At 37.1% G+C, this 23,839-nt stretch carries 23 protein-coding genes; all 23 read right to left on the reverse strand.

The window, feature by feature from the left end; all coding sequences use genetic code 11:
• Window positions 1-69 precede the first annotated feature (69 nt).
• Window positions 70-1,743, reverse strand: coding sequence for a PrpR N-terminal domain-containing protein (locus MHH51_RS22050; protein ID WP_147211302.1), 1,674 nt, complete (start codon window positions 1,741-1,743; stop codon window positions 70-72).
• 213 nt (window positions 1,744-1,956) lie between these two features.
• Window positions 1,957-2,643 carry a copper homeostasis protein CutC gene (locus MHH51_RS22055; RefSeq protein WP_339283610.1) on the reverse strand — a complete coding sequence of 229 codons (687 nt, stop codon included), beginning with the start codon at window positions 2,641-2,643 and terminating at the stop codon, window positions 1,957-1,959.
• Between the two features lie 64 nt (window positions 2,644-2,707).
• Complete coding sequence (locus tag MHH51_RS22060) at window positions 2,708-3,706, reverse strand: asparaginase (protein ID WP_339283611.1); 999 nt, start codon at window positions 3,704-3,706, stop codon at window positions 2,708-2,710.
• Window positions 3,706-4,215, reverse strand: coding sequence for a DinB family protein (locus tag MHH51_RS22065; RefSeq protein WP_339283612.1), 510 nt, complete (start codon window positions 4,213-4,215; stop codon window positions 3,706-3,708). Before MHH51_RS22065 ends, MHH51_RS22060 begins: the two co-directional genes overlap by 1 nt.
• A gap of 294 nt (window positions 4,216-4,509) precedes the next feature.
• A complete protein-coding gene (locus MHH51_RS22070) occupies window positions 4,510-5,523 on the reverse strand; it encodes a sugar kinase (protein WP_339283614.1) in 1,014 nt (337 codons plus the stop codon).
• Window positions 5,516-6,271, reverse strand: coding sequence for a KDGP aldolase family protein (locus MHH51_RS22075; RefSeq protein WP_339286350.1), 756 nt, complete (start codon window positions 6,269-6,271; stop codon window positions 5,516-5,518). The genes MHH51_RS22070 and MHH51_RS22075 overlap by 8 nt, the downstream gene beginning before the upstream one ends.
• A complete protein-coding gene (locus MHH51_RS22080; RefSeq protein ID WP_339283615.1) occupies window positions 6,268-7,374 on the reverse strand; it encodes a DgaE family pyridoxal phosphate-dependent ammonia lyase in 1,107 nt (368 codons plus the stop codon). Before MHH51_RS22080 ends, MHH51_RS22075 begins: the two co-directional genes overlap by 4 nt.
• A complete protein-coding gene (locus tag MHH51_RS22085; protein ID WP_339283617.1) occupies window positions 7,352-8,455 on the reverse strand; it encodes an amidohydrolase/deacetylase family metallohydrolase in 1,104 nt (367 codons plus the stop codon). Before MHH51_RS22085 ends, MHH51_RS22080 begins: the two co-directional genes overlap by 23 nt.
• A gap of 245 nt (window positions 8,456-8,700) precedes the next feature.
• Entirely contained in the window at window positions 8,701-10,059 is a 1,359-nt protein-coding gene (locus tag MHH51_RS22090) for a type VII secretion protein EssB/YukC (RefSeq protein WP_339283619.1), read from the reverse strand.
• A 22-nt stretch (window positions 10,060-10,081) separates the two neighbouring features.
• Complete coding sequence (locus MHH51_RS22095; RefSeq protein WP_147211311.1) at window positions 10,082-10,894, reverse strand: serine/threonine-protein kinase; 813 nt, start codon at window positions 10,892-10,894, stop codon at window positions 10,082-10,084.
• Window positions 10,895-10,896: 2 nt separating this feature from the next.
• Complete coding sequence (locus MHH51_RS22100) at window positions 10,897-11,757, reverse strand: PP2C family serine/threonine-protein phosphatase (protein WP_147211312.1); 861 nt, start codon at window positions 11,755-11,757, stop codon at window positions 10,897-10,899.
• Window positions 11,754-13,187 carry a DUF6382 domain-containing protein gene (locus MHH51_RS22105; RefSeq protein ID WP_339283622.1) on the reverse strand — a complete coding sequence of 478 codons (1,434 nt, stop codon included), beginning with the start codon at window positions 13,185-13,187 and terminating at the stop codon, window positions 11,754-11,756. Before MHH51_RS22105 ends, MHH51_RS22100 begins: the two co-directional genes overlap by 4 nt.
• 37 nt (window positions 13,188-13,224) lie before the next feature.
• The gene (locus MHH51_RS22110; RefSeq protein WP_339283623.1) at window positions 13,225-13,743 is read right to left on the reverse strand and encodes an A24 family peptidase; all 519 of its coding nucleotides are present in this window, start codon (window positions 13,741-13,743) and stop codon (window positions 13,225-13,227) included.
• Between the two features lie 20 nt (window positions 13,744-13,763).
• Window positions 13,764-14,357 carry a TadE/TadG family type IV pilus assembly protein gene (locus MHH51_RS22115; protein WP_147211315.1) on the reverse strand — a complete coding sequence of 198 codons (594 nt, stop codon included), beginning with the start codon at window positions 14,355-14,357 and terminating at the stop codon, window positions 13,764-13,766.
• A gap of 519 nt (window positions 14,358-14,876) precedes the next feature.
• The gene (locus MHH51_RS22120; protein ID WP_339283624.1) at window positions 14,877-15,458 is read right to left on the reverse strand and encodes a DUF4352 domain-containing protein; all 582 of its coding nucleotides are present in this window, start codon (window positions 15,456-15,458) and stop codon (window positions 14,877-14,879) included.
• Window positions 15,459-15,474: 16 nt separating this feature from the next.
• A complete protein-coding gene (locus MHH51_RS22125; RefSeq protein WP_339283625.1) occupies window positions 15,475-17,622 on the reverse strand; it encodes a hypothetical protein in 2,148 nt (715 codons plus the stop codon).
• A 1-nt stretch (window position 17,623) separates the two neighbouring features.
• On the reverse strand, window positions 17,624-18,247 hold the full coding sequence (locus MHH51_RS22130) for a TadE family protein (RefSeq protein ID WP_147211318.1): 624 nt from the start codon (window positions 18,245-18,247) through the stop codon (window positions 17,624-17,626).
• Window positions 18,248-18,277: 30 nt separating this feature from the next.
• Window positions 18,278-18,934 (reverse strand): DUF4352 domain-containing protein, encoded by a 657-nt coding sequence (locus tag MHH51_RS22135; RefSeq protein ID WP_339283626.1) that lies wholly within the window; start codon window positions 18,932-18,934, stop codon window positions 18,278-18,280.
• Window positions 18,935-19,187: 253 nt separating this feature from the next.
• Window positions 19,188-19,364: a Flp1 family type IVb pilin gene (locus MHH51_RS22140; protein WP_147211320.1), complete on the reverse strand. Its 177-nt coding sequence runs from the start codon at window positions 19,362-19,364 to the stop codon at window positions 19,188-19,190.
• Between the two features lie 23 nt (window positions 19,365-19,387).
• Entirely contained in the window at window positions 19,388-20,254 is an 867-nt protein-coding gene (locus tag MHH51_RS22145) for a type II secretion system F family protein (RefSeq protein ID WP_147211321.1), read from the reverse strand.
• A 30-nt stretch (window positions 20,255-20,284) separates the two neighbouring features.
• Window positions 20,285-21,214, reverse strand: a complete 930-nt coding sequence (locus tag MHH51_RS22150; protein ID WP_147211322.1) for a type II secretion system F family protein — start codon at window positions 21,212-21,214, stop codon at window positions 20,285-20,287.
• Between the two features lie 18 nt (window positions 21,215-21,232).
• The gene (locus MHH51_RS22155; RefSeq protein ID WP_147211430.1) at window positions 21,233-22,420 is read right to left on the reverse strand and encodes a CpaF family protein; all 1,188 of its coding nucleotides are present in this window, start codon (window positions 22,418-22,420) and stop codon (window positions 21,233-21,235) included.
• A gap of 106 nt (window positions 22,421-22,526) precedes the next feature.
• Entirely contained in the window at window positions 22,527-23,627 is a 1,101-nt protein-coding gene (locus tag MHH51_RS22160) for an AAA family ATPase (RefSeq protein ID WP_147211323.1), read from the reverse strand.
• Window positions 23,628-23,839: the final 212 nt, after the last annotated feature.

The following is a 23,839-nucleotide window of genomic DNA, read 5'->3' on the forward strand; positions in this document are numbered from 1 at the left end:
TTCTATTCCTCTTTTGATAAAAAAAGCCTATCAATACCTTATATGATGGCATTAATAGGCTTCTTGTATTCACTCTTTTAATTTTCTCCATAATGTAGCACGATTAATTCCTAATCGTTTCGCCGCTTTCGTTTGATTATTGTCCTCTTCTCGTAAAACTTGTGCAATAATTGCCGCTTCCATTTCTTTCAGAGTTCCGTTAATTGGAAAGATCTGAGGTAATTGATTTTGTTCTGATATGGCTTCGAGTGTTTTTTTATGAAGAATGTAGTCCTTTTCATTTAACGTAGCTTGTTTAATTAAATCTCTAAGGCTGTCTACATGATTTTGATAGGATAATCCTTTTAAATAGGTGAGAGCCTCCTCTGAAATTTTCATCGCAGTAGTCCCGTATTTTTGATGGTAGTCAGCTAAAAAGTAAATAACCAGCTCTTGTAAATCATCTATTCGTTCAACAAGCTTGGGAAGATGAATCTGATGGAGCTTTTCCTGTTCAACAGTCTCATGCGACCAGCTATGCTCCGAGGTAATAAACAGCTGTACATCATTCTGTTCACATAGATTTTTTATATCTCTTATCCACCCCAGCGTTTCCTGGTTAGGAATCACATTGTACAAAATCAAACATTCTGGTTTTAAGAAAAATAAATCATTCGCTTTTTTCATATTACATAAAGCAGCGTCAATTTCCATTACTAAATCATTTGGTGCGATATCTATATGAACCTGTGTCGCTAAAAACTTTTTTCCCGTGCCCTTTTCTCCCGTTATTAAAATTGGTTTATTCTTTTTATATAAAGCAATCATCGTTTTCATATGTTTTTTTATTTGTTCAGATTGACTGGCAACAGGTTCCTTCTGAAGTTCTGATTTCAGTCTAATCCCCTGCTCTTGAAGCCTGTTTAGAGAGTATTTTTCTAAGAAGTACAGCTTAAATTGCTCTTTTCCCTGATAGCCTGTAATCCGTATCTGCTCCTCACCAAATGGATAATACTTCGTTAACTGATAGTTTTCTGATTGAATCGAGCTATGCAACACATACCAATCCTGCTGAGATAAAGGATTATCAGTGAAATCTTCAAAATGCTTATATACCATTTCATTATACTGGTTAAATACAATGATATTGCGATGCTCTTTAACTAGTATATCTTCAAATAGGTTTTTAAAATGTGTTTGTTTTTGCAGCTGTTCTGCTAAAAAGGCAGCTTCTTCGATTGCCCGGATGATAGACTCTTTCCCTGATTGCAGCAGCATTCCTCTTAATCCAATCGCTTCAGAGGTCTTAACTGTAATGACATCTCCAAGAATATGGTAATACCCCTCTTCCTTTAAACGTAGTAATAAGGGAGCTACTTCTTCTGACCTGGTAACAGTAAAAACCTTTAATGGCAGGTTCAACAATTCAATAATAGAGCTGGCACCTGTTGTAATATTAGAAAAGCCGACCACAGCTGTTTTCTCATGAATTTGACTAGCTAATGTTAGAGAGCGTGTTAAGTCATAACCAGATAAGTGGATGTCTACAACCGGAAGCGTCATGTGCTCCTTTAATATTCTTGCCGTCCCTCCACGGCTGATAAATATATCGACATCTTCCTTTTCTTTTTGTGCTGCTACCTTTACACCCTCCTGTAAATCTCCAACAGAATAGGTAATTTTAATATTTGAAAACATTTGCTGACATTCTTCTATAATAGGAATCATTGCTTGATAAGGGGCAATAATATGAAAATGTAACATAATCTTCTCCCTTCATGAATCGATTCATGTCATTATTGAATCATATTCCGCAGAAAAAAGGTAGTCGTATAGATTGCTTTAATAACTATTTGAAGTAAGTATCTCTCAAAAAACTTTCACTCCTCTGTAATCTTAATCCTTTTAAACCGCTGCTTGATAATGGTATTTCTTCCGTATTTTAAAGCCCAATGGTTATACATTTTAGATACATTTTTATCCTAAAATATTTCTTATCCCGTCTACTTTATCTCTATCGATATTTTCTTCAAAAGACTGTTTCCTCCTGACTCCGCTGCCAAAATGATATTCATCTGCTTGGATTGTATTATGTAACGTTTGTATATTATCTACATTCAATCCACTTCCAGGCAAGATACCCGGCCCTTGTAATTTATGCTGTAATTGAACTAGCATACGCAGAGAATCCACTCCTGCCGCACAATTATCCTCACCGCCAGAGGTTAAGATTCTTTTAATATTTTTCCGATAAGCCGCTAAAGTCTGATAGGCCTCTGTCTGATCCCTAACCTCATCAAAAGCACGATGAAAAGTAACATTCAATTTAGGAAATTCCCTGAATAAATCATCCAGAAAAGCTGTATCTATCGTTTTATTTTCATTCAACGCTCCAATAACAATTCGATTATGTCTCATTTCGGATAGTAAAGAAATATCCTTCTTCATAACCTCTTTATCATCCTGATTATATATAAATCCATAATCATGAGGTCTGATCATTACCTGCACGGGGATTTGAACACTGTCAATGACACTTTTGAAGGTTCCATAAGTTGGCGTTAAGCCGCCTAATTCGATTGCTGAAACCAATTCTAATCTTGTAACTCCTAATTTTTCAGCATCCTTTGCATCTCTTGCATTTTGTACAATACATTCAATCATTCCAAAGTTCCTCCTGTTGAACAACGAATTCATAAAGCAGTTTCGTTTTGCTTTCACGTTAACCCTATAAGATAATTTTTGTTTCTCCTACTACCTCCCCAGCATCACTCAATATCTTTGTAGAACGCAGCTTATATAGATTATCAATTGTTTGCTTATTTTTATAATTTATTTTCTTTAAAATTTCAGCAACAACTAATGGCCATAGCAATTCGGTTCCACTTTGAACCTTTAAAGCAATACTGATTTTTTCTTCTTTCAGAGCAAGACAATATACTCCCTGCGCTCCGCCCTTTGCAATAATGTTCTCATCCTCCAGCAATACCGTACATATAAAATCATGAGAGGCAATAATCTCTGGATAAGCCTGCATTGTATCAGAAATTCTCTTCAGTACCTTCTCTTTTTTCTTATCATTAATCATTTCCGGCTTCACAAACTTAAGATAAGATAGAGCCATGTTTCTTAATGGAATGCCGTACACCGGCACTCCACAACCATCTTTTCCTGCATTCATTTTTTCTTTGGGGTATTCACTTAAAACCTCTATTTCCTCTCTAATTCGTTCTTGAATTGGGTGATTAAACTCTCCATAGTCTGCGATGCTATATCCCAGTTCTCTTGAATAAGCCAGGAATCCAAGATGTTTACCCGCACAATTATGCAGCAATTTCCGTTTTTCATGCCCTTTACAAATATAATCAATTTTTGGAGATTCATTTAAAGGATAACTCTCATTGCATATAAGTGATTCTTCACTTAAATCTAATTTTTCTATTAAAGATTTCAAACTTTTCTGATGATAGCTTTCTCCTCGCTGAGAGGCGCAAAACAATGCCATTTCATCAGTCGCAAGGTTATATTTTCTTTCAATACCTGTGTCAAATACAGGTATTGCCTGGATCGGCTTCATGGCAGATCGGTAAAAGACAGGTGTATGCTCCACATCTCCCTTTGAATAAATCACTTCTTTCTGTTCATTTAGCACGCATATTATTCCATTATGCTCATTTTCTAAACCTCCGCCACGGTATTCTTCTGCAATAATCGTACTTTTACTCATTAAAAAGACTCCTCCTTATTCTTCTCTCTATACTGACGCTCCCTTTCTGTCACTACCGTATAATGGTACTCCTCATGAATCCTTAAAAGTTTCACCACCTGTACAACATTCGGATATTTAGGTACAGGGTCCGGATACCTTATCCAGTAGCATTGTTCTTTCGTAAGAGGCTCTACACAGAATTTCATCTTTTCTGTCTCCTCCTCCAGTAAATCCCTTAGCTCCTCAAGCGTATATTCCCGCTTCATCTTCGGTTTTAAAATAAAGGGAGCCTTCATTGTCTTTCCACGATATATATTCTCCATATTATCTATATACCGTTTTATTTCGGGCCGGCGAAGCTGCATATAAAAACAAGCTATAGGCAAATAACAGGCTGACGTAATTCGGGTAAGCTTCAATAATAAATAACAGTGGTAGATTGACTCTGCAACACTCCATTTATCAGGTACTGATCTTGTATGAATCGCTGATTTGAAAATAGCTGTATTAAAATATTTATCTCTCATTATCTGGATTTCTTCAAAAAGAGGGGAAAGACCTTTGTACATTATGATCACCTGGCCAGAATTATTTTTGTTCAGAAAACTGTTTCTTCTACTCTATCACAGAGACGGAGCGGGAAGCTTCTTTTTCTGTTTAATGTTTACTAAATAAATCTATAAAAAAAGAAGGTTTTCTGCATCGTAACTCACCTGATACAGGAAACCTTCTGACATTTTTCGTTGTTTGATATAAGATTATTCAATATCTATTTAATCCAGAAACATAGCAGGGCTTATTTTAACATCTGGCCTCTACAATTAACGCTTTACATCCTCCCTAGCTCCTGAAACAGCAGCTAAAATCTCCGCCTCCGTTGACATTGGCGTATCCCCTGAAACCGTACACGCCAGCATACCTGCTGCAGCTGCAAATTCAACAGTTTTATCAGGTTCATAACCTGATAATTCACCATGCAGAATTCCACTTGTATACGCATCACCCGCACCAATACGATCATATACAGAAAAGGTAATCCTTTTGGAAAATACAAAGCTATCTTTTTTATACATATAGCCTTCTAAAGAATGCGCGTTACCCTCATTAATATTTCGATGTGTACCCGCAATCGTTTGAATGTTGTACTTCTCAGCAACCTGAGGGATTAACTCCTGAAGCTGTTCTTTTCTTTCCAGCTTCTCTGTTTCCATCCCCAATATATACATGGCATCTTTTTCATTCATCATTACGATATCAGCCAATGAAAACATACCCTCATAATGCGGCTTTGCTTTCTCGTAGTCTCCATCCCATAAAGAAGGGCGGTAATTACAATCAAAGCAGACTATTCCACCGTTCTCCTTTACCTTTTCAGCAACGGCTTTCATATTTGCACGAACTTTATCTGTCATTGCAAGGCTGATTCCGCAAAAATGACTAACATCCGTTGTTGCTGCAATCGATGCCAGATCATAATCGGAAATATCGGCCGTATTAAATGTACTTTCTAAGCGATTTGTATATGTGACCCGGCTTGAACGCTGCCCAAAACCATTTTCTAAAAAATACATCCCGATATATTTACCGTTCCTTACAATAAAATTGCGTTCTATCCCCAAGCGCTGCAGGAAGGACATTGCTGCATCCCCCAGCGGATTGTCCGGCAATTTTGTAATCAGATAACCGTTGTGCCCAAGTTTTGTCATGGCCGAAGCAACATTTACCCCTGTCCCCGAAAAGGAATACTGTAAATTGCTTGCCTGAGTGAGTAATTCATATCCAGGCACCTGCAATCGCATCATTACTTCTCCAAACGCAACAATATTCTTAGGCATATTTATCAACCAGATCTTTACTGATAGTGAGAAGCTTTTTAACATCTTCCTCATTGGTTTTTCCAGTCTGCTTGTTAATAATCGAAGAATACACATGAGGAATCACTTTTGGCACTTTTGCTTCTAATGCTATTTCTAAGATAGTCGCGAAATTGTCCAAATCAATACCGCCTGTTGGTTCTAATGCAAAGCCTTCCTCCCCACAGGCTTTGGCAACTGCACGAAATTCTTTTTCTGTTTGTAACCCTTTCATCGGAAAATATTTCAATGCGTTTCCTCCCATATCACGAACAAGTGCAATGGCAGCCTTAACGGGAACAATAGCCATCTCACCCGCTTCTGCGCTAATTGGACCAGTAGAAATATTAACATATCCCACTTTACCGGCAGGCGATACAAGTGCGTTAATCCAGCTATCTTTTTCTCTCAGATTAGCCCGTGTTGCTCCCACAGCAGGAAAAACCTGATTAATATGAGATCCAGGATAATACTTTGCGATTTCTGCAACAACTGCTGCCTGTCTGTTATCACCTGCACCTAACCCTATGGAAACAGCTTCTTCAATTGCCCCTCCATATTCCTTCATAGCTGTGACAGCTGTATCAACCGTCGGGTAGTCCTTGGAAAGTACACCTACCAGTACATGACCCTCCGCTGCATCAAAAACTTCCTTTGCATTTTCAATACTATTGGCTAACACATTTAACGCGATTCTATTTTTATAAAAACGCTGATCCATATTCATTATCTATTTCCTCCTAAAATGGATTTTAATTCTGATTCAATAATATGAATGTCGTCACCCTGTAATGGGCGAGGATCAATATCAAAGAAACCCTGGCGGATTCCGTAATCACGTGTATAAATTGCTATTTCACCATTGCGGAGTTTGTCATTTACCTCTTTGGCAGTTATCCCTGCTGCTTCAGAATCAATTTGAATCCGGGCTCTGAAAATAGCACGCCCTGCTTCATCCTGCACAACGGTTACAGTTACTCCTTGGAATACATTTAGTGATTCCAACACTTCTAAGCTTCTCTTTTCAGCTTCACTATGATCTGTTTTCACAAAATACTCATCCAATGCCTGCAGCAGGCCAAATGTATTTTCCTTTCCTACCTTCATGCTTCTTCCAATATAGTGCAGCTGTGTTTTTACCCACTCCACATAATCTTTCTTTCCAGCTACTATTCCAGATGTTGGCCCTTCAATGGCCTTCGCTCCACTATAGATGGCTAAATCGGAAACCCTTACATATTTTTTCAAATCCTCTTCCGCCGCTGCATCAACAATTAACGGAACATTTTTTGCCTGCGCGACTTCCCAGACCTCTTCCACAGAAATCATATTTTTTTGGACAGCGTGATGGGATTTTACAAATAAAATTGCTGCGGTATTTTCATTAATAGCATCTGCAATATGCTCTTTTCTTCCTTCATTGGCATAGCCTGTTTCCACAAGCTTTCCTCCGCCAAGAGCAACCATTGTTTCTACTGGAGCGCCATATTGCACATTATGGCCCTTCAGCATCACAATCTCATTTTTGGAGATGCCTTCCTGATGCAGTTTTTCACTTTTTCTCCGGTTTCCTCCTGTTACAACCGCTGCAACAGAAAGTGCGATACCACTCGAAGCAGAATTGACGACTACAGCAGCTTCTGATTGAAGCAGTCCGGCAATATGTTCTCCTGCTTTATCTACCAGATCTGATATTTCCACATAATTCTGTCCGCCGTATTTCATCGCTTCCATAACGGTATTTGTTGGAGCGGAAACCCCTAAAATACTCATTCTTCCACTGGCATTAATAACCCGCTTCAACCCATACTTAGCATTCATTGTATTCGCCATTAACAACCACTCCTTTTACTTCAATTCTCTGATCAGCCTTCCGCTTCTCGCCGTCTGAGTCAATTAAATCTATTGTCTCATCTTCCACAGAAAATAGGGTAAGATTTGCAATATCTCCTTTGGCAATTCGTCCAAGCTCTGGTTTATTTAACCACGCAGCAGCGTCAGCTGTTACAGCAGAAATAACTTCCTTCAGGGAATAACCTAAACATAAAAATTTATTTAAAACATTTGCCATATTATACACCGGTCCATGCAGCCGATTTTTCCGGTAAATATCTGTGCTGATGGTATTAAAATGGATACCATACTTCTTGGCTTGCTCAGCTGTTTTAAAAGAAAAGCTTGCATTACCATGACCAACATCTAAATGGATACCGCGCTCCATTACTTTTAAAAACTTAGGAAGCGGTTTTCCCTGATTATCAAATAAATTATTCGCCTTTCCGTTCAAAAAGTGTGTAATCACATCATTTTTCTCCAATAAATCCAATACATCATTAATATCTGGAGGCCCGGATCCAATATGAACCATTAACGGTAATCCCGTCTCTCTGGAAAACGCACGTGCCATTTTTAAAGGCTCTATATCGTTCGCTCCTACTACACTATTGCTGATTCTCGCTTTTAAACCAACGATAAAGTCTCTATTCTCCCTGACAGCACGCTTTACTTCCTCTTTATTCAACAAAGACAAGTCCGATAATTCATCCACTCTCTTTAATCCGATTCGTGAGATATTCAAGAAAGCGAATACATTTGTCTTAGAATTCCGGGAATTTTCAACCAGATCGTGAATCCGGTCAGCCCCCGTGCTTCCCGCATCAACAATTGTCGTTACCCCTGTTTTAAAACCAATCTCATCGATATCATCTCCATATGGATCGAACTCTGGAAAGGCATGTACATGCATATCAATCCAGCCGCTGGAAACATACACTTTATTTTGATAATCAATTATTCTCTCACCAATTGCTGTTCCTGGTGAAGCAATGTCCACAATTCTCCTATTCTTTATCACAATATCCGCAGAAGTACTCCCCAGCATTTTTATATTCTGCAAAACTACATTGTTTGCCATTCCCATCATCCTTTTTGGTCAGCTCTAGTCATTAAAGTAATAGCTTTAAATATAACAGTATAAAAGTTCCATCACGCTCATACTTTTTTTAATCCTATATGAAATAGATTAACATTAATTTTTCACGCAGTCAAAATAACGTTATAATGTTTAAAGTTGATAGAACAATAAACTATATAAATTGATACGGATGGATTCACAGAATCTTTTCTTCACAAAAAAACTGCATCTAATGATACAGTCCATTAACTTTCCTTAATTTCTTTAATCTGTTTATTTATTTTCTTAATTTCATCCTCTTTTTTCTTCTTCTTCATATCTTTAGATTCAATTTCTTCTTTTTTCAGCTCCAAACTGTTAATTTGCATATCCTTATTATTAAGCTCTTCTCCAAGCTTCAGAGCTTCTTTGTGATTATCAAGCTCCAGATAACTGCTTCCAGCGAGATATTTAGCTCGATCATTCTCAGAAAGATCACCATAAATATCTATAACACGCTCAAAATCTTCGTTAATCCATGCTTGTTCAATCGTGACCTCCGGGGCCTCGGATTCAATATCGAGAATAGCTTGTTGTGCTTCCTCTCCTTCTATTGATCTCAACTCATTAACCACCTTAACATTATAGGCAGGGTCCAATTTACTAGCCTTGATTAAGCTGTCGACAGTTCCTAATTTGATATATTGCTCTATTAAGGTATGCTGCGCCTCTTCATCTAACTTCTCTATACCTTCAAAGCTGGCAATGGCTTCTTCTACCCGACCTGTTACTGCTAAATGATAACTTTCGATTAATTTATCATTTTCCGCAATTTCCGCTTCTAATGCTTCTTTTACTTCCGTGAGCTCTTTTTGTTGATCCGCTTCTGCGGTAGAGGCTTCTGTCATCGGTACAACTTTAATCATATAAAGCAGAAGCATTCCTAAAACCATCCCAAGCACTAATCCAGCTGGCACAACTATTTTCGACTTATTATATTTTTGGAAACTTTTCTTTAGTAGGCCATCAGTTTTGATAGTATTAGTCACTGTTGCAAACTGACTAATCACATTTCTTAACTCTTTTATCGTAACAGCTTCCTGTATTTCTCTGATAAGCGGCTGTTCTTGTGCCAATTCATCAATGTTAATCTTGTTTATGTCTGCATAGTTCACTGCGCTAAAAAGTCCGATTATTATCGGCTTTACTTCATGTATTACTTGTCGTCTCGTAAACTCGTCAGCTGATAATACAAAACGAATACCACGTTGTGCAAATTTTATGTCCCCTTGTTCATTGACATAGATATTATCTGGATGAATAAGTGTCGTATATTGCGTACCAACTAATTTTTCTACAGCTAATATATTTAACGCTGCATTAACTTTCAAATCATTACTCTTAGCCTTAAAACTGGATAACGACCTATATCCTTGAGGCTTTTGATAATAAATACGGACAACATCACCTTCTAATGAATACCGCTTAAAATCGAAGAAAAGATCGTCTCTTCTATTCAGCTCTTCCAATTGTTCTGCGTCCATTAAATTGGTTTTGGATTTTGGAATTTCATAAATGACTTGATCAGCTACTTCTTTAATTGATCCGTATTTCTCCTCATTCAATCCTGCTCACCTCCATGACATATTATTTGTTTTGGGAATAGATAAACTCTTTCATTCTCTCCCGGTAGGGTCTGTTTACTTTGGCAAAAGCGGAAATCACTTTTTCAATATTAGTAAAGCGTTTATCTGGATTGGTAGCTGTCAGTTTCCTTATTACATTGGCAAAAGTCTTGGGAAGACGATTATAAAGAATCTTCTCATGGTCACTCGTATAAATATTCTTACCATTACTCGCTAGATAAAATAAGACTGCACCTAATGAAAATAAATCCGAGCGCAGATCCACTACACCATTCTCAAACTGCTCTGGAGCAGCGTAACCAATTGTGCCTAACGCATTCACCTGCCCTGCCTGTTCAACAGTGGCGGATATACCAAAATCAACCAAATATACCCTCTGATCCTCCGTGAGCATTATATTAGATGGTTTAATATCTCTAATCACGATTGCCGGTTTATTCTGATGAAAGGCCCGGATGGTATCAGCCAACTGTTTTGCAATATCCAATATTTCCTCCCAAGTAAATTCCTTTCCTTTCTCTATCATGCTAGAAAGGTCATTCGCCGTTAATTTCTCTATTACAATAGCATTATAATATTGATTTACCGTCAATTTATCATATAGTTTCGGGATTCGGTCATGATTTAATGAAGCAAGAATGGCTGCTTCATTATTTACTTGGTTGTTCAACAAAGTGTCTGGACTCTTTACCACCTTCAGCAAAGCATGTTCACCATGATTCAATTTCACCTCATATAATAAAGATGTCCCTCCTTCTGCTACATAGTCGATAATTTCATATTTATGCTGAACTATCTCATGCTTCTTCCACATAGCTATTCCTCAGTTCTTTGGTTAAAATTAACCGCTAAGACCGACGCATCATCCGTACGTTTCTTTGCTTTTGTTAATGCATAAAAGTGAGAAATAATCGCCTGCAGCGACTGCTTTTTCTCTATCTGTGCTGTCCACTCCTTATTTAACTCATTATTTGTAAATAAAGTATGAAATCCATCCGTACACAACAAAAATGAATCTGAAACGGTAAAAGTACCAGAGGCTGTATATGGTTCCACTTCACCTTTCACTCCCATACATTGTGTTAAATAGTGGGCCTTGTTATGAGATTCAGCTTCTTCCACCGTCATCAAGCCTTCCTCCACTTGCATGGAAGCAAATGAATGATCAACCGTTAACTGGAGAAACACCTTTTCTTTATTCAAATCAATCGTGTCACCATTTGACTCTTCCAGCTCGATAATATTCTCCCGATAACGATATATCCGGCTATCGCCGATGTGGCAAATAAAGTATTGATTCTCGATAAATAAGAGAACACTTAAGGTAGTACCTATTTCTGTCTGTTCTAATCTACTAATCTCAATCAAACGGTCATTAATCTCATGGAAAAGGGTAATTAATTGCTCTTTGCAAGTCGATAGAAAAGATGCTGGTTCTTCATTCATCCAAATGGTGCTACGCCACCATTTCAACACATAATCAACAGCAAAACGGCTGGCAACATCGCCTAAAGAGTGCCCCCCCATCCCATCTGCAATAACTGCCAGATGCACTTCCTGTTCAGACGACAGCCTATTACTGGAGTAACCAAATGCATCTTGATTCGATTTCTCCAGAGAAGGTGTTAAACTGAATTTCTCCATCTGTATGACGTTGCTAAGCTTTGCGTTATTCATTCAGACACCTTATAAGTGTAGACTGTTTTTCCAATTTGGATGGTATCCTCACTTGATAGCTCATAAATTTTATAAGGAATAATTTTTTCATTATTAATATAAGTTCCGTTTTTTGCTCCTAAATCTTTAATACCATAAGTATCCGATAATTTGACCAGCTCCACATGTAATCGGGAAATACCTACAGCCTTTTCGATAAGGTCGGTTCCCTTTTCTGCCCGTCCGATGATAAAGTTATCCTTCTCCAGTTGAATTTCTTCCTCTGCTCCATCACGATCAATCACTAAATAATTTCTAATCTTCTTCCTGCTTTTCTCTGGTATCATTTCGGTTTCATCTAATAACATCGTTTGGTCATTTGTTTCTTCCTGAATGTCATCATCTGTGGAAGTTATTGGCTCAACCTCCGCAGCATCCTGGCTCTGCACCTGCTGATTAGTAATGATTTCCGTAGCTGATATTTCTTCTACTGTTTGTTGCTCTTCTATATTTGTTTCTTTATTATTTTTATAGGAAATCATCTGTTTGGCTGGCTTACTTTTTACCTTGACCTCTTTTTCCGTAATAATCGGTTTGACACCCGGCCTCCAAACAAACCAATACACATACACTCCGCAAATAATGATTAGGGATAATATAATGGAAACAATCAGCATAGGAGTGTTGCCTGCATCCATATATAATCGCCATACTCCTGCTAATAATAATAGCCCAATCAAAATAGAGTATGTCTTTACCTTACTGGCAAGAGGCGGCATTTTGCGTACCTTTTTTATCTTTATGATTTCTTTAGGCTGGGAAGCTTCTTTTTGATAGTCTGATTCCTCGTCTTCCCCCTGACGGCTCTGTTTTTGCAATTGGCTCAACAACTGCTTAATACCATGCAAGCTAAAACCCGGGTCTTTGATATAGTTTAGAATCGTTTTAAATTGCACACCATTCAACCCTTTAACTTCACTCGCCATATTTAGTAATAATTTCTTCAGGCTCTCGTAAAGAGCTGAATTAGCCACTCCCTCTTTTAATGGGACATACATTAAATACACCTGATGATATCCGTCGCCAATATAGATATACTCCTCATCGAGAACAAAATGATCTTCACTTAGCATATTATTATTTGAATCTTGTAACGCTTGAATAATATTAATAAACAACGCATAATAGTTTTGCATCGAGAGAGGACGTTCCTTAGCAAAAGGACGTAATTTGCGCAATCCCTCCGTCTTATAAAATACAGTGATTTCTTCATTCATTTCTTCCAAGCTTATTGGTAATAATCTTGGGATATCATTAGATTGAATCATTTTTAATTGCAATTCTTGAAAATCATCCGCGGTGAAACCTTTTTCGCTTGTTTGCTTAAGTTTCATATAACCGCCATTTGATGTTATTTGGTCTATATGGTATAGCTCCAATGGATTAGACACGAGCTATTCCTCCTTTGTTTGATGCTGTTTCTATTCTTTAAGAGATATACATATAATAAAATGCAGTAATTACGCCAGGTACAACTGCATATATAAATGGAAAACGATTAGACACATTTTTTTTAAAAGCTTCTAGTGGCGTTAGTGACCGCTTCTGGATACTCTCTTTGATATGTATAAAAGCCAACAACATGTTAATAAAGATCGTTTTGGTAAACAATAAAATAATAATCCCAATAATACCGGCAAAAACAATGGAATACATCGTCGCATATAAGGTAAATAACACTCCTGTAATCGCACCAATCGCTGCAAACAATTTTACATCTCCCGCGCCGATTGCTTTAAATATATATAATACAAGCATAATTCCGCCGCCAGCTAATACTCCAAACACAGACTGCAATAAACCATCGATTTGATGTACAAACAAGTGATATAAAATGCCCGCCAGAACCCCTGTTACATTAAGCCAATTGGGAATCCGCTGTTTACTGATATCGAAATAAGCTACAACAGACAGAAAGATAATTAATAGAATAAAATTTCCCTGCAATGTTCAGATCACCTTCCTTCCTAATTTCCAACCCAGCCACGCTCCACTGCCACTTTTTTAATTTTAATCTCTTTCTCAAAGAAGGGGAGTACCATTTGCATCGTATTCTCTGCCTCAATCTTGACATCTGCGGCATCCCCGCTTGTACCATGCGGGAAGGAAGAATTGGTTACACGGATATTCTCAGGGCTGAAAAAGCTTGAAGAGGGCACATTTTCTTGGTACATTCCTTTTACAATATCTTGATATACACTATCAGAGAAATGGTTAAGTGCTTCTCCAGATGTAGGAATTACATCTTTTCCCACTTCACCTAATTTGTTTAAAATATATTCAGCTACTTCATCATTTCCAAGCTTACCAGCAGCATTATCTGTCAATGAATCAACAAATCCATCTGTCTGACTCTGAATCTGATTTTGTGCCAGCATCGCTAGATAAGAATAATGTGCTACCGACTGTGCTGTCTCATTTACAGCTTCTTGTAAGGCCATCTCAGCGATCGATATTTTCACTAATGAAGTCAGAAATAGTATAAAAGTTAGCAAAAGAGGGATGATTAATGCTGCTTCCACTGTAATGCTTCCATTATCCTTTTTTAGAAATCTCAACATAACTCCCTCCACTTCATCTTTTGGGGCTTGCCTTAGTTAATGTTCATACATTGATTGGGAATCCTCTCATAATTAACTATTTCTTCTATTTCATGTTAATCATTGATTAAAAAGTGCTCCTTGTGATTTCCATCACTTGTTTCAAAAAATGTAATAAATCCCCCTGTAAAACTATTGCTTTTCTAGTCTATATGTAATGCTTCACAGACCTCTATATTAACGATATAATTTGCTTGATACGTTCCTTTTGCGAAATTCATGTTCAGTGCTTCTTCTATAATTGCTTCCTTAACCTTTGCCTAATCTAAATCTTCTATAAACATTTGTGGTTCGCTGTGACCCTCTGATTTTGTCTCACTCTCTCCTATTCGGCAAGTAATAAAAAGCAAGCATCTAATATCATGAATGTTTTCTTGAATCCAAGCAAATCCTATTTTTGAAACAAAATGATTATGCAAACCTGAATATAATGGAGATTATTTGTGAGGAGAAGTAATTTCTCCTCACCTGATTTATCATTTATTTTTCTGGGTTTGGTAATTCAAAATGTGTTTCTGTATCTGATGTAAACTCATATTTCAATAAAAATGCATCAGCATAATCTGTTGTTGTTGTATAAACCAGATGTCCTTTCACTTCATCACCTGGAGCTAACTCTTCATCTCCTTCAGGGAAGAATTCATCATAGGATGTGTGCCCACCATCTTCATCAATACCTGAAAAATTGGCAGAAAACATTTGGTTAGGAACATAGCTCTCATCACTAATATTTTTAATTGTAATATCCACAACAGCAAATACATCTTCCTCACGAGCTCCCGAAAGATAATCATCAATCGTACTGCCATCAACCTCTTTCGTTAACTGAAAATCGTTTACCGTTACTTCATAATCAAATTCATATAAATCACTTGTAATTACTGCTGTTTCCCCGATTTGATAGACTTTTTTCTGCTCCGCTTCTTCAGAAGTATCTGCGTCAGTTTCATTTTCTGTTGTGTTATCTGTATTTTCTTCCCCAGTATTTTCCGTTGCTTCTCCCTCATCACTACAAGCCGCTAATAACAAGATGGCAAATAATAAAATAAATATTTTCTTCATTTGAAATTCCTCCTAGTTAATACGAATATACTTTTCGTCTATCAAAAATATAATAGCTCCCCTCTACATTGCCTGGCAAGACTTCTGCTAATTGAGGTATAAACCATAGCTTTACTCTGCCTTGTACATTCCCTTCAATATAAGATGGGCTATTATTTAAATGAACACCAGTTTCTTTCGTTATCACTGCCTGCAGCCTTCTCGCTTTTTCGTTATTATATGTTTCATTCGTTGACTTCATTGCCATTATAATACGCAGGAACATCGGCATATTGATTGGAACACCTTTTCCGCCAAACGTTTTAAATGGGTTCCATTGTAAAGTATATTTACCAGTAGTAAGAGTGTTCACGTCCTGCAAAGTGGTTATAAGCGCTCCTGACAGTGCTTTAAAGAAACCTAATGGTCCGGCAAATCCTCCCTGTAAACCTTGACCAATCAAATTTCCCACAAATAAAATCAACGCAATGTCCTTCATAAACATAAAATAATTCATTCCAGCTACATTATAGCCATAGGTGATATATTGTGCTTTTTTGGTAGAAAATGCATAAGATTCCGCACTGGCTAACTCATAAGGTGCTTTAGATCCATAGTTCGCCATAATATATTCATTAATATACAACTCGTTACGAACCGATGTCGGAAAACCTTGCATAAATTCAACAAATTCTTTAAACCGCTCGAATGCGTCTTTGATAAATTGCAGGCGGCTGGATTCTTCATCATCTCCACCTTGACCTGTCACTCCATCATACTCTGCAATAATACTATCCAGTTCGGCATACAATTGATTATCACCTGATATTTGATTTTTAATATCATTGTACTTGTTCAATTCCGCCCATAAACTGCCAAAGCTTTCATCAGCTTTTTCTTCTTCTGCCTGAATATCCACATTCTCTAATGCTTTTTTTACTTTATCATATTTTTGCATTTGATCTTCTATTTTTTTCACTTGCCCTTTTTTCAGATTACCTAATTTATTTTCTATCGACTGAACGATCGCATCAGCAAGCGCTTTGTCACCATCTTCTATCGCTACATAAAAAGCTAAAAATAATTGGCCTACACTGAAATTCCCCAAGTTCCCTTGTTCCGGACTGCCTTCCAAAGACTTGTCAAACCGGATATTTTCATAGATTTGATCCTCATTATCCAGAATATCAGTAAAAAATTCATCGTTTAATGTAAATTCCTCTAATTCTTCTAAGGATTCACTACCTCCCATTAATTCATTAATCTGGTCATTATAATCTTTGGCTGAACCACTTGCCGGATTATTCACATCTCGATTGGAACCAACCAGATGCTTCGGTATGTCCGTATGGTATATTTCCATATCGATAACACTTTTATATGGTTTTTCTTTTACTCCATCTTCATAGCTTGTAATTTCCTTTTCCTCATCAGAGGTCAATTCTTCTTCATTTTCTTTTTTTTCCTTTAATTCTTGATATCTATCAAGATAGAAAACAAGCTGTTGAAATGTTTCAATACCTTCAGGGATGGTTTCCTCATCTGAAGTTACTTTTTTACCAATAACTTCAGCACCTATGTCCTCTTTAATCAGTTTATTATAAGGGGTTAACTGTTCAATTGCCTTATCAATTTCTGCATTTCGTTTTTTCATTAAATCCAGAATCTCTTCATAGTTTTCTACTAGTTCTTCTGCTTTTTCTACATCTTCTACCGAAATATCATTATTTGTCAGTAAATCAAATAAATCTGTACCCATTTGTACCGGTGCCTGATACTTCATACTTTCTACAACCTGATGCCTAAAAACACTATAATCAACCAGGTTTCTTGACGTATCAAAGCTGGCTGTTGCACTTGTAATCATTGGTCTGGATAAGTTCTGCGTACCACTTAGTTCAGAGGAAGAATAAAACTGATTATTCATATATGTAGTAAAGTCAGTTCCTGCATCCTCACCACCGTATGCAAACAAGCCAACATCTGCCAAGTCAGAACTAAAATGCGACATAGTCGAACGTAATGCAGTCTCCATTGCACTATCTATTTGACGCTCAGCACTGAGGATACGCAGTGTATCGATTAGTAGTGCGTTTAGCACAAAGATGGGCAAGATAATTATAATGGCATAAATCGAAACGGATCCTTTATCCTTTAAAAACAACCGTTTTATTTTCTTTTTCAAATTATTCACCACCAAAGAACTTCTTAATGGAGTTCACTGCATCACCTACTGCCCCATCTTTGCCAAACTCACTCCATAAATACTTGGCAAAATTAGCTGTTCTGACTAATTCCGTTGTCTCGGTAACTACATGACTGGATGTTGCTTGTACCTTGCTGCCAATCATATTTTTTAGAAAAGAAGGGATAAATAAGCTCGATTCAGCGCTCACTTCTACCTCACTGTAAATCAGCGTATTATTGTAATCTACACTGAGTGTTATCGCACCATTGTATATGTCTGCTTTTCTTTTTTTGTCACCAACAATATCATCTTGAGTAAAACCGCTTAAATTAAAAAAGCCCAAAATATCATTATCGGTAATTCGCCAATATAATCCATCACCGTCCGGTAAACCGGTGTATTCTTGTACAGCTATATCACCTGTTTTAATATCTTTTTTTGTACTGTTCCATGTATAAGCAAGTTCATCAGATACTTTGTGTGCCATATAGCTTGCTGTACCCATTTGGAAGATAACAATACAAAAGAATACGCCGACTAAGGTAAACATTAGAAGAGCAGGAAAAACCAAGGTAGATTCAAGTGTAAAACTTCCACGATCCTCTTTTAGAAAGGTCTTCATATTAGTTGCTCCTTCTTCTTATGCTGTTGTTTATTGTATTTCATCTTCGCTAAATTCCCATTCCGCTCTCGTCTTAATTTGATCCCCGGCATGACCAAAAGCAAGGTTATATTGCTTTGCTTGTGCTACATCAAATACAAACGTACCCTCAACGGAATCTCCAGGGGCTAACTCACCCTCCACTAATGTTATTTCTGACGTGTTTCCCAAATAATCAGGGCTGATTGCCGGTGTATATTTATTAGAATCCAATTCACCAAGGGCAGGTGTAAAAATATCAGCAGCATTAAATGCCTTTTCATCCACATTTTTTACAGTCACATCAGCTAGGACAAAGGTATCTTCATATAAAGTAACATTTTCAAGTTCATCACGATAGCTCACTTCATTCACTGTCACTTCATACTTATAGTCCTCCTCTGAGCTAACAACGATTGCTGTGTCACCGATACTCAATCCCAATTGATGCTCGATATACTCATCATTACTTGATGATTCATCCTCTTCTTCTGTAGAAGCTTCATCAGCTGATTCTGATTCAGTACCTTCCTCCTGGATATCTGTTTCGGTTTGCTCTGTTTCAGCCGGCTCTGACTCTTCAGGTTGTTCATTGTCATTCGAACAAGCTGCCAGCAGCAAACCTGTGATTAACAATAATAGAATAGCTATTTGTTTATTTTTAATCATTATGGTCCGGTCCTCCTCAGAAATTCACACGTAGCTTATTAAAGTTTTTTCAGCTAACCCAATCTCTTTATTTTCCTTTTATTATGTTTTCAACTCATCATTTTGAATATTTATAATGAGATCTTTCTTCATTGACACTTTTAGAAAAGCTTATGGTATTGGTAAATTGATTTATCTTATGGAATGATGTTCCTCATGGAGAATACATAGCTTGATTGAAAAACTTGTTCAACCAAGCTATTTTCCATTTAAATTAGTTCATAATTTCGGTATCAATATCGTTAAATAATTTATTTGCCCATTCCATAATTTTATCTTTAAACATAATTGCAATAACAATAAGTACAGATAAAATCAATAGAATTTCAATGGTTTCCAATCCTTCTTCGTCATTCCAGAAATTTTTAAAAAATGTTGTTAACTGTTCCATTATAAATCTCTCCTTCTTTTTTCTTAAAATACTGCTATTGCAGGATATATAACAATCAGAAGAACTGCGGCAAATATAAAAATAATCGGAAATACCAACTTAGACGATGCTTCCTCACCTTTTATCCTTGTAACAGTTTTTCGTTTGTCCCATAGTGATACAGATAATTCATTTAATGATTGCACTAATAGTGCCCCGCCTTTGCGGTAATTCATCATTACTGTGGTCGTAAAAATCGATACTTCCTGAATACCGCAGCGGTAATTAAGATCCTTCATAACCTCTTGGAAAGAAGTATTCGCAGACATCTTATTTACAGCCTCATTCAGCTCAAAATATAATGGAGAATCATAAATCTGATTCTTCTTCTGATCGACACTTTTTTTCATAGCTCCCTGAACAGTTTCACCAGCATTTACCAATAAAATAATTTTATTGACAAATTCCGGAAGTTCAATAATAATCGAATCCTTCCTTTGCTTCACTTTTTTTTCCAAATCCTTCACTAGAAAGACGCTTACTACTATCATCAATAGAAATCCATAAATCAGATTACTATTTCCCTCGTCGCTGACCTCTACTAAGACAAAGGTAAAAAAGAGCATCAAGTTAATTAAGGTAATCATTTTTGCTAAATATATTTTCGTATAATCCCCAGATAGTTTACTTCCTCGCAGAATAATCATTTTCTGATGGATAGCATTGATTAATTTCGGCATCCGCTTATAAAGGTTCAATCGATCTATAATGCCAAAAGCAAACGGCGCTAAAGCTGGTAAGGTAATTTCATCTTTATATTGCTCAATAAAAGCAGCATAGACCCTTTTATTCCTTAAAACGCCTAATAATGTTACTATTACAATGCTGAGAATAATGATTTTCAATGTCATAATCGCTGCTCCTTTCTTATCTGCTTACTGCTATACCTTGATATCCATGATTTTCTGACTGATTAACAAACTACAGCCTACACAAATCAATACGACAGTCATAATAATAGGACCAGGTGTGCCAAATTCATATAATGGAGCTACAAAATCTGGCGATGACATTTTCAGAAATAAGGTAATGCCTAAAGGGGCTATCGCCATTATTTTCGACTCAAACTTTTTCTGAGAAACCAAAACTTTGATGTCCTGCTGTATCTCAATTTTATCGGTAATGATATCAGCCGTTCGTTTAATAATCTCTACTAAGTCTCCCCCTGTACGTTTACAGGTAATAAATACATCAGAGAAATTCTTAATATCATCAATATCTGAACGGTTGGCAAAATCTGCAATAGCTCGTTCGACAATCTCTCCATTTTCAATTCTCCGATTAATCAGCTGAAATTCCTTAATGATGTAGGTGTTTTCATCTGGGTAAAGAAGCTTCAAGTCTCTCAACACATCACGGAAGGCATTCTCAATTGACTGCCCCGCCGCTAAAGAAGAGGCAAGAGAGGAAATAGCCTCTTTAAACTGTAAACTTAGTTCATCTTTACGTTTATTTTTTAAATCATTCTTCTTAAATTTCGGATAGATTATCCCCAAACACGCAACTATGAACGAAAGAATGAGATGATCGTAGAATAGATAAGAAATACCGAAAATTACGATACCTGCGATAAGGGAATACTTCACCTTCTCTTGAAAGCTCATCTCATAAACAGCATAGTCAATCAGTGTCTCTCCGCCGATGTTTCTCTTTCGGATCGCTGCTATGCTCTTCTCTCTTATTTCTCCTTCTCTTTTCTCCAGTTCCCGTTCCAACTGTCTGGCCTTTCTTCCCTTGATTACACGACGCCCTACTAATACACCTATCAAGATAACAATTACAACAGAGCCAATTATTTGTTCAACATTCATCCTTTGACCCACTTTCCATTACGCTTTGGTAAACTGTTCTACCACATCATTCTTGCCTGCTAACTTCAATTTGTTAATAGACTGCAAAGAATGCTCTGTTTTTTTCAGTTTACCGATAATTTTACCGCGGTAATCCTCACCGTCCTCTTCAAACACGTAAAGGGGAGCGGTAATAATTTCACCATCCTCCATCCCTAATACTTCGGAGATCTGTACTACTCTTCTGGAATGATCGCGAAATCTTGTTAAATGGACCATGATATCAATCGCAGAACTGATTTGTTTACGAATCACATCAATCGGTAATTCGGCACCACTGAGCACCATTGTCTCTAAACGGCTTAACATATCATTAATTGAGTTCGCATGACCAGTAGATAAAGACCCATCATGACCAGTATTCATGGCCTGCAGCATATCTAACGCCTCTGCTCCACGAACCTCCCCGACAATAATACGTGATGGTCTCATCCGCAATGAGGCCTTGATTAAGTCACGAATTGTAACTTCTCCTTTTCCTTCCGTGTTTTTATTCCTTGTCTCTAAACTAACAAGATTGGGAATATTGACAATTTGTAATTCAGCGGAATCCTCAATAGAGATCAACCGCTCATCTTTCGGGATAAAATTCGATAGGACATTCAAAAATGTTGTTTTTCCTGAACCAGTCCCTCCGCCAATGAAAATATTATACTTGGCTTCTACTAACTGTTGCAGAAAACTGGCAACCTCTTCATCGAGTGCACCAAACCGGATTAAGTCCTCAATCATCAATGGTCGTTCTGGAAACTTTCGGATTGTCATAGCTGGCCCTTTCAATGCAATTGGGGGTAAGACGACATTTACACGAGATCCGTCCTCCAGCCTTGCGTCCACAATAGGGCTTGACTCATTTACCACCCGATTTACCTTTGATACAATGGTCTGAATGGTATCCTCAAGCTTTTGGCGGCTTTCAAATTTAACTTTTGCATTCAAAACTTGGCCATCGCGCTCAATAAAAATTTCTTCATGATTATTGATCATAATTTCTGTAATTGTAGGGTCATCCAAGATGGGTTGCAGTACGCCCAACCCTCGAAAGGCATGATACATTCTATCGACAATACGCTTAATCATTTGCGAAGTCATTTTATGCTCCTTCGCATACTCTATTACAGTATCCTCCACCATTTCCAAAAGCTCTTCATTCGTAGTGGAATGCATAAAATCTAAAACCTCACGCAATTTTTCAATTAATAAAGCCGTTATCTCATCCTCTGTCTGCGCAGTAACTTCTTCTATTTGTTGATTATTCTTCTGTTCTTTATCACTAACCTTCAACAAGGGACACCTCCATATTGATGTCTATCTCCTCTGCAACAGATTGAAATAACTTCTCACCGATAATGGTATCTTCTAACATCTTGGTCTGTTCATTTTCCAATAACCAGTGAGAATGAAATGGAATATGTATTTCAATACTGAAGTTATAGTTATTAAACCCTGCAAAAGGCCTCGCTCCGACTTTATTCAATACAAAATGAAGCTTATTGTTATCAATATGCTTGTCCAGGATACTTTGATTTAGTTTATATTGCGATCTGGCAAAGCTATTCTGATCAGAGCTTAATAGCCATACAACCTCATCACTAACCCGCATTGCCGCCTGGTTTCGCTCATGCAAGGAATCATCCAGATCGACAATTATATAGTCGTAACTTTGCGAATCTTTTAAAGCTTGAATCAACAATTCTACTTCCTCACCCGTGATATGTTCCATTTCCTCCGGTAAGACGGGCAAAGAGAAGTAATCAATATTTGTTAAGCTGTCGGTAGATTTTAAGGATTCAACTTTTGCAACTAATTTATTAATATTATTTTTTAAATAGTAGAATACTTCAACAGAAGACGCCTTTTCTTCTTGAAAAAATAAATAGGTGCTATGTAATTGTTCTAAATTAAGATAGAAGGTTCGTTTACCCTGTTGTGTCAAATATTTCGCCAGACAAAGAGAAGCTAGTGTCTTCCCTGATCCAGCACTACCGCTATAGAAGCTGACTACTTTTTCTTTCTGTTTCTTATTCATTAACGTACTAATCTTGTCATTTGCTTCGAAGTATATCGCCATCACTTGAGACAATGATTCCTTCAATGGTTGATATTTAAAAATGCCCGCCTCTTCCTGGGTCATCTCCTGCCCCTCTGATAGGCGAATAACCATATCGAAATTAGCACCATCCTCTTCCGTCACCTGCATATCTGTTAATAAAATGTGCTGCTTTTGATTACGGATATGCTTATGAAACGCCTCGGAATCTGTGTATATCTTCGCTGAAAATCTCATCCCATTCTCTGGGTTTCTAATATAGTTGGAAAAATAATCAGCATACGATTGATCAGAAGTATAAAGTACGAGATTAATTTTGTGCATCTTGCTCACCTTTTTTCTGCTAATCTTTATTTTTTATAAGAATACTAAATATATGATATATTGTTAACCTTTTAAGAGAAAAACAGTTAATTTCGCCTATTTTTAGGATATGCCTTCATTTTTAATACAAGTTATCCTACTTATGCCTCTCTTCTATACCTTTCATATGAACATTATTAAAAACATTTGGGAAAGACTGAGCTATTTTTTGA

Origin of the sequence: Oceanobacillus sp. FSL K6-3682, assembly GCF_037976165.1 — a bacterium.
Taxonomy (GTDB): Bacteria; Bacillota; Bacilli; order Bacillales; family Amphibacillaceae; genus Oceanobacillus; species Oceanobacillus sojae.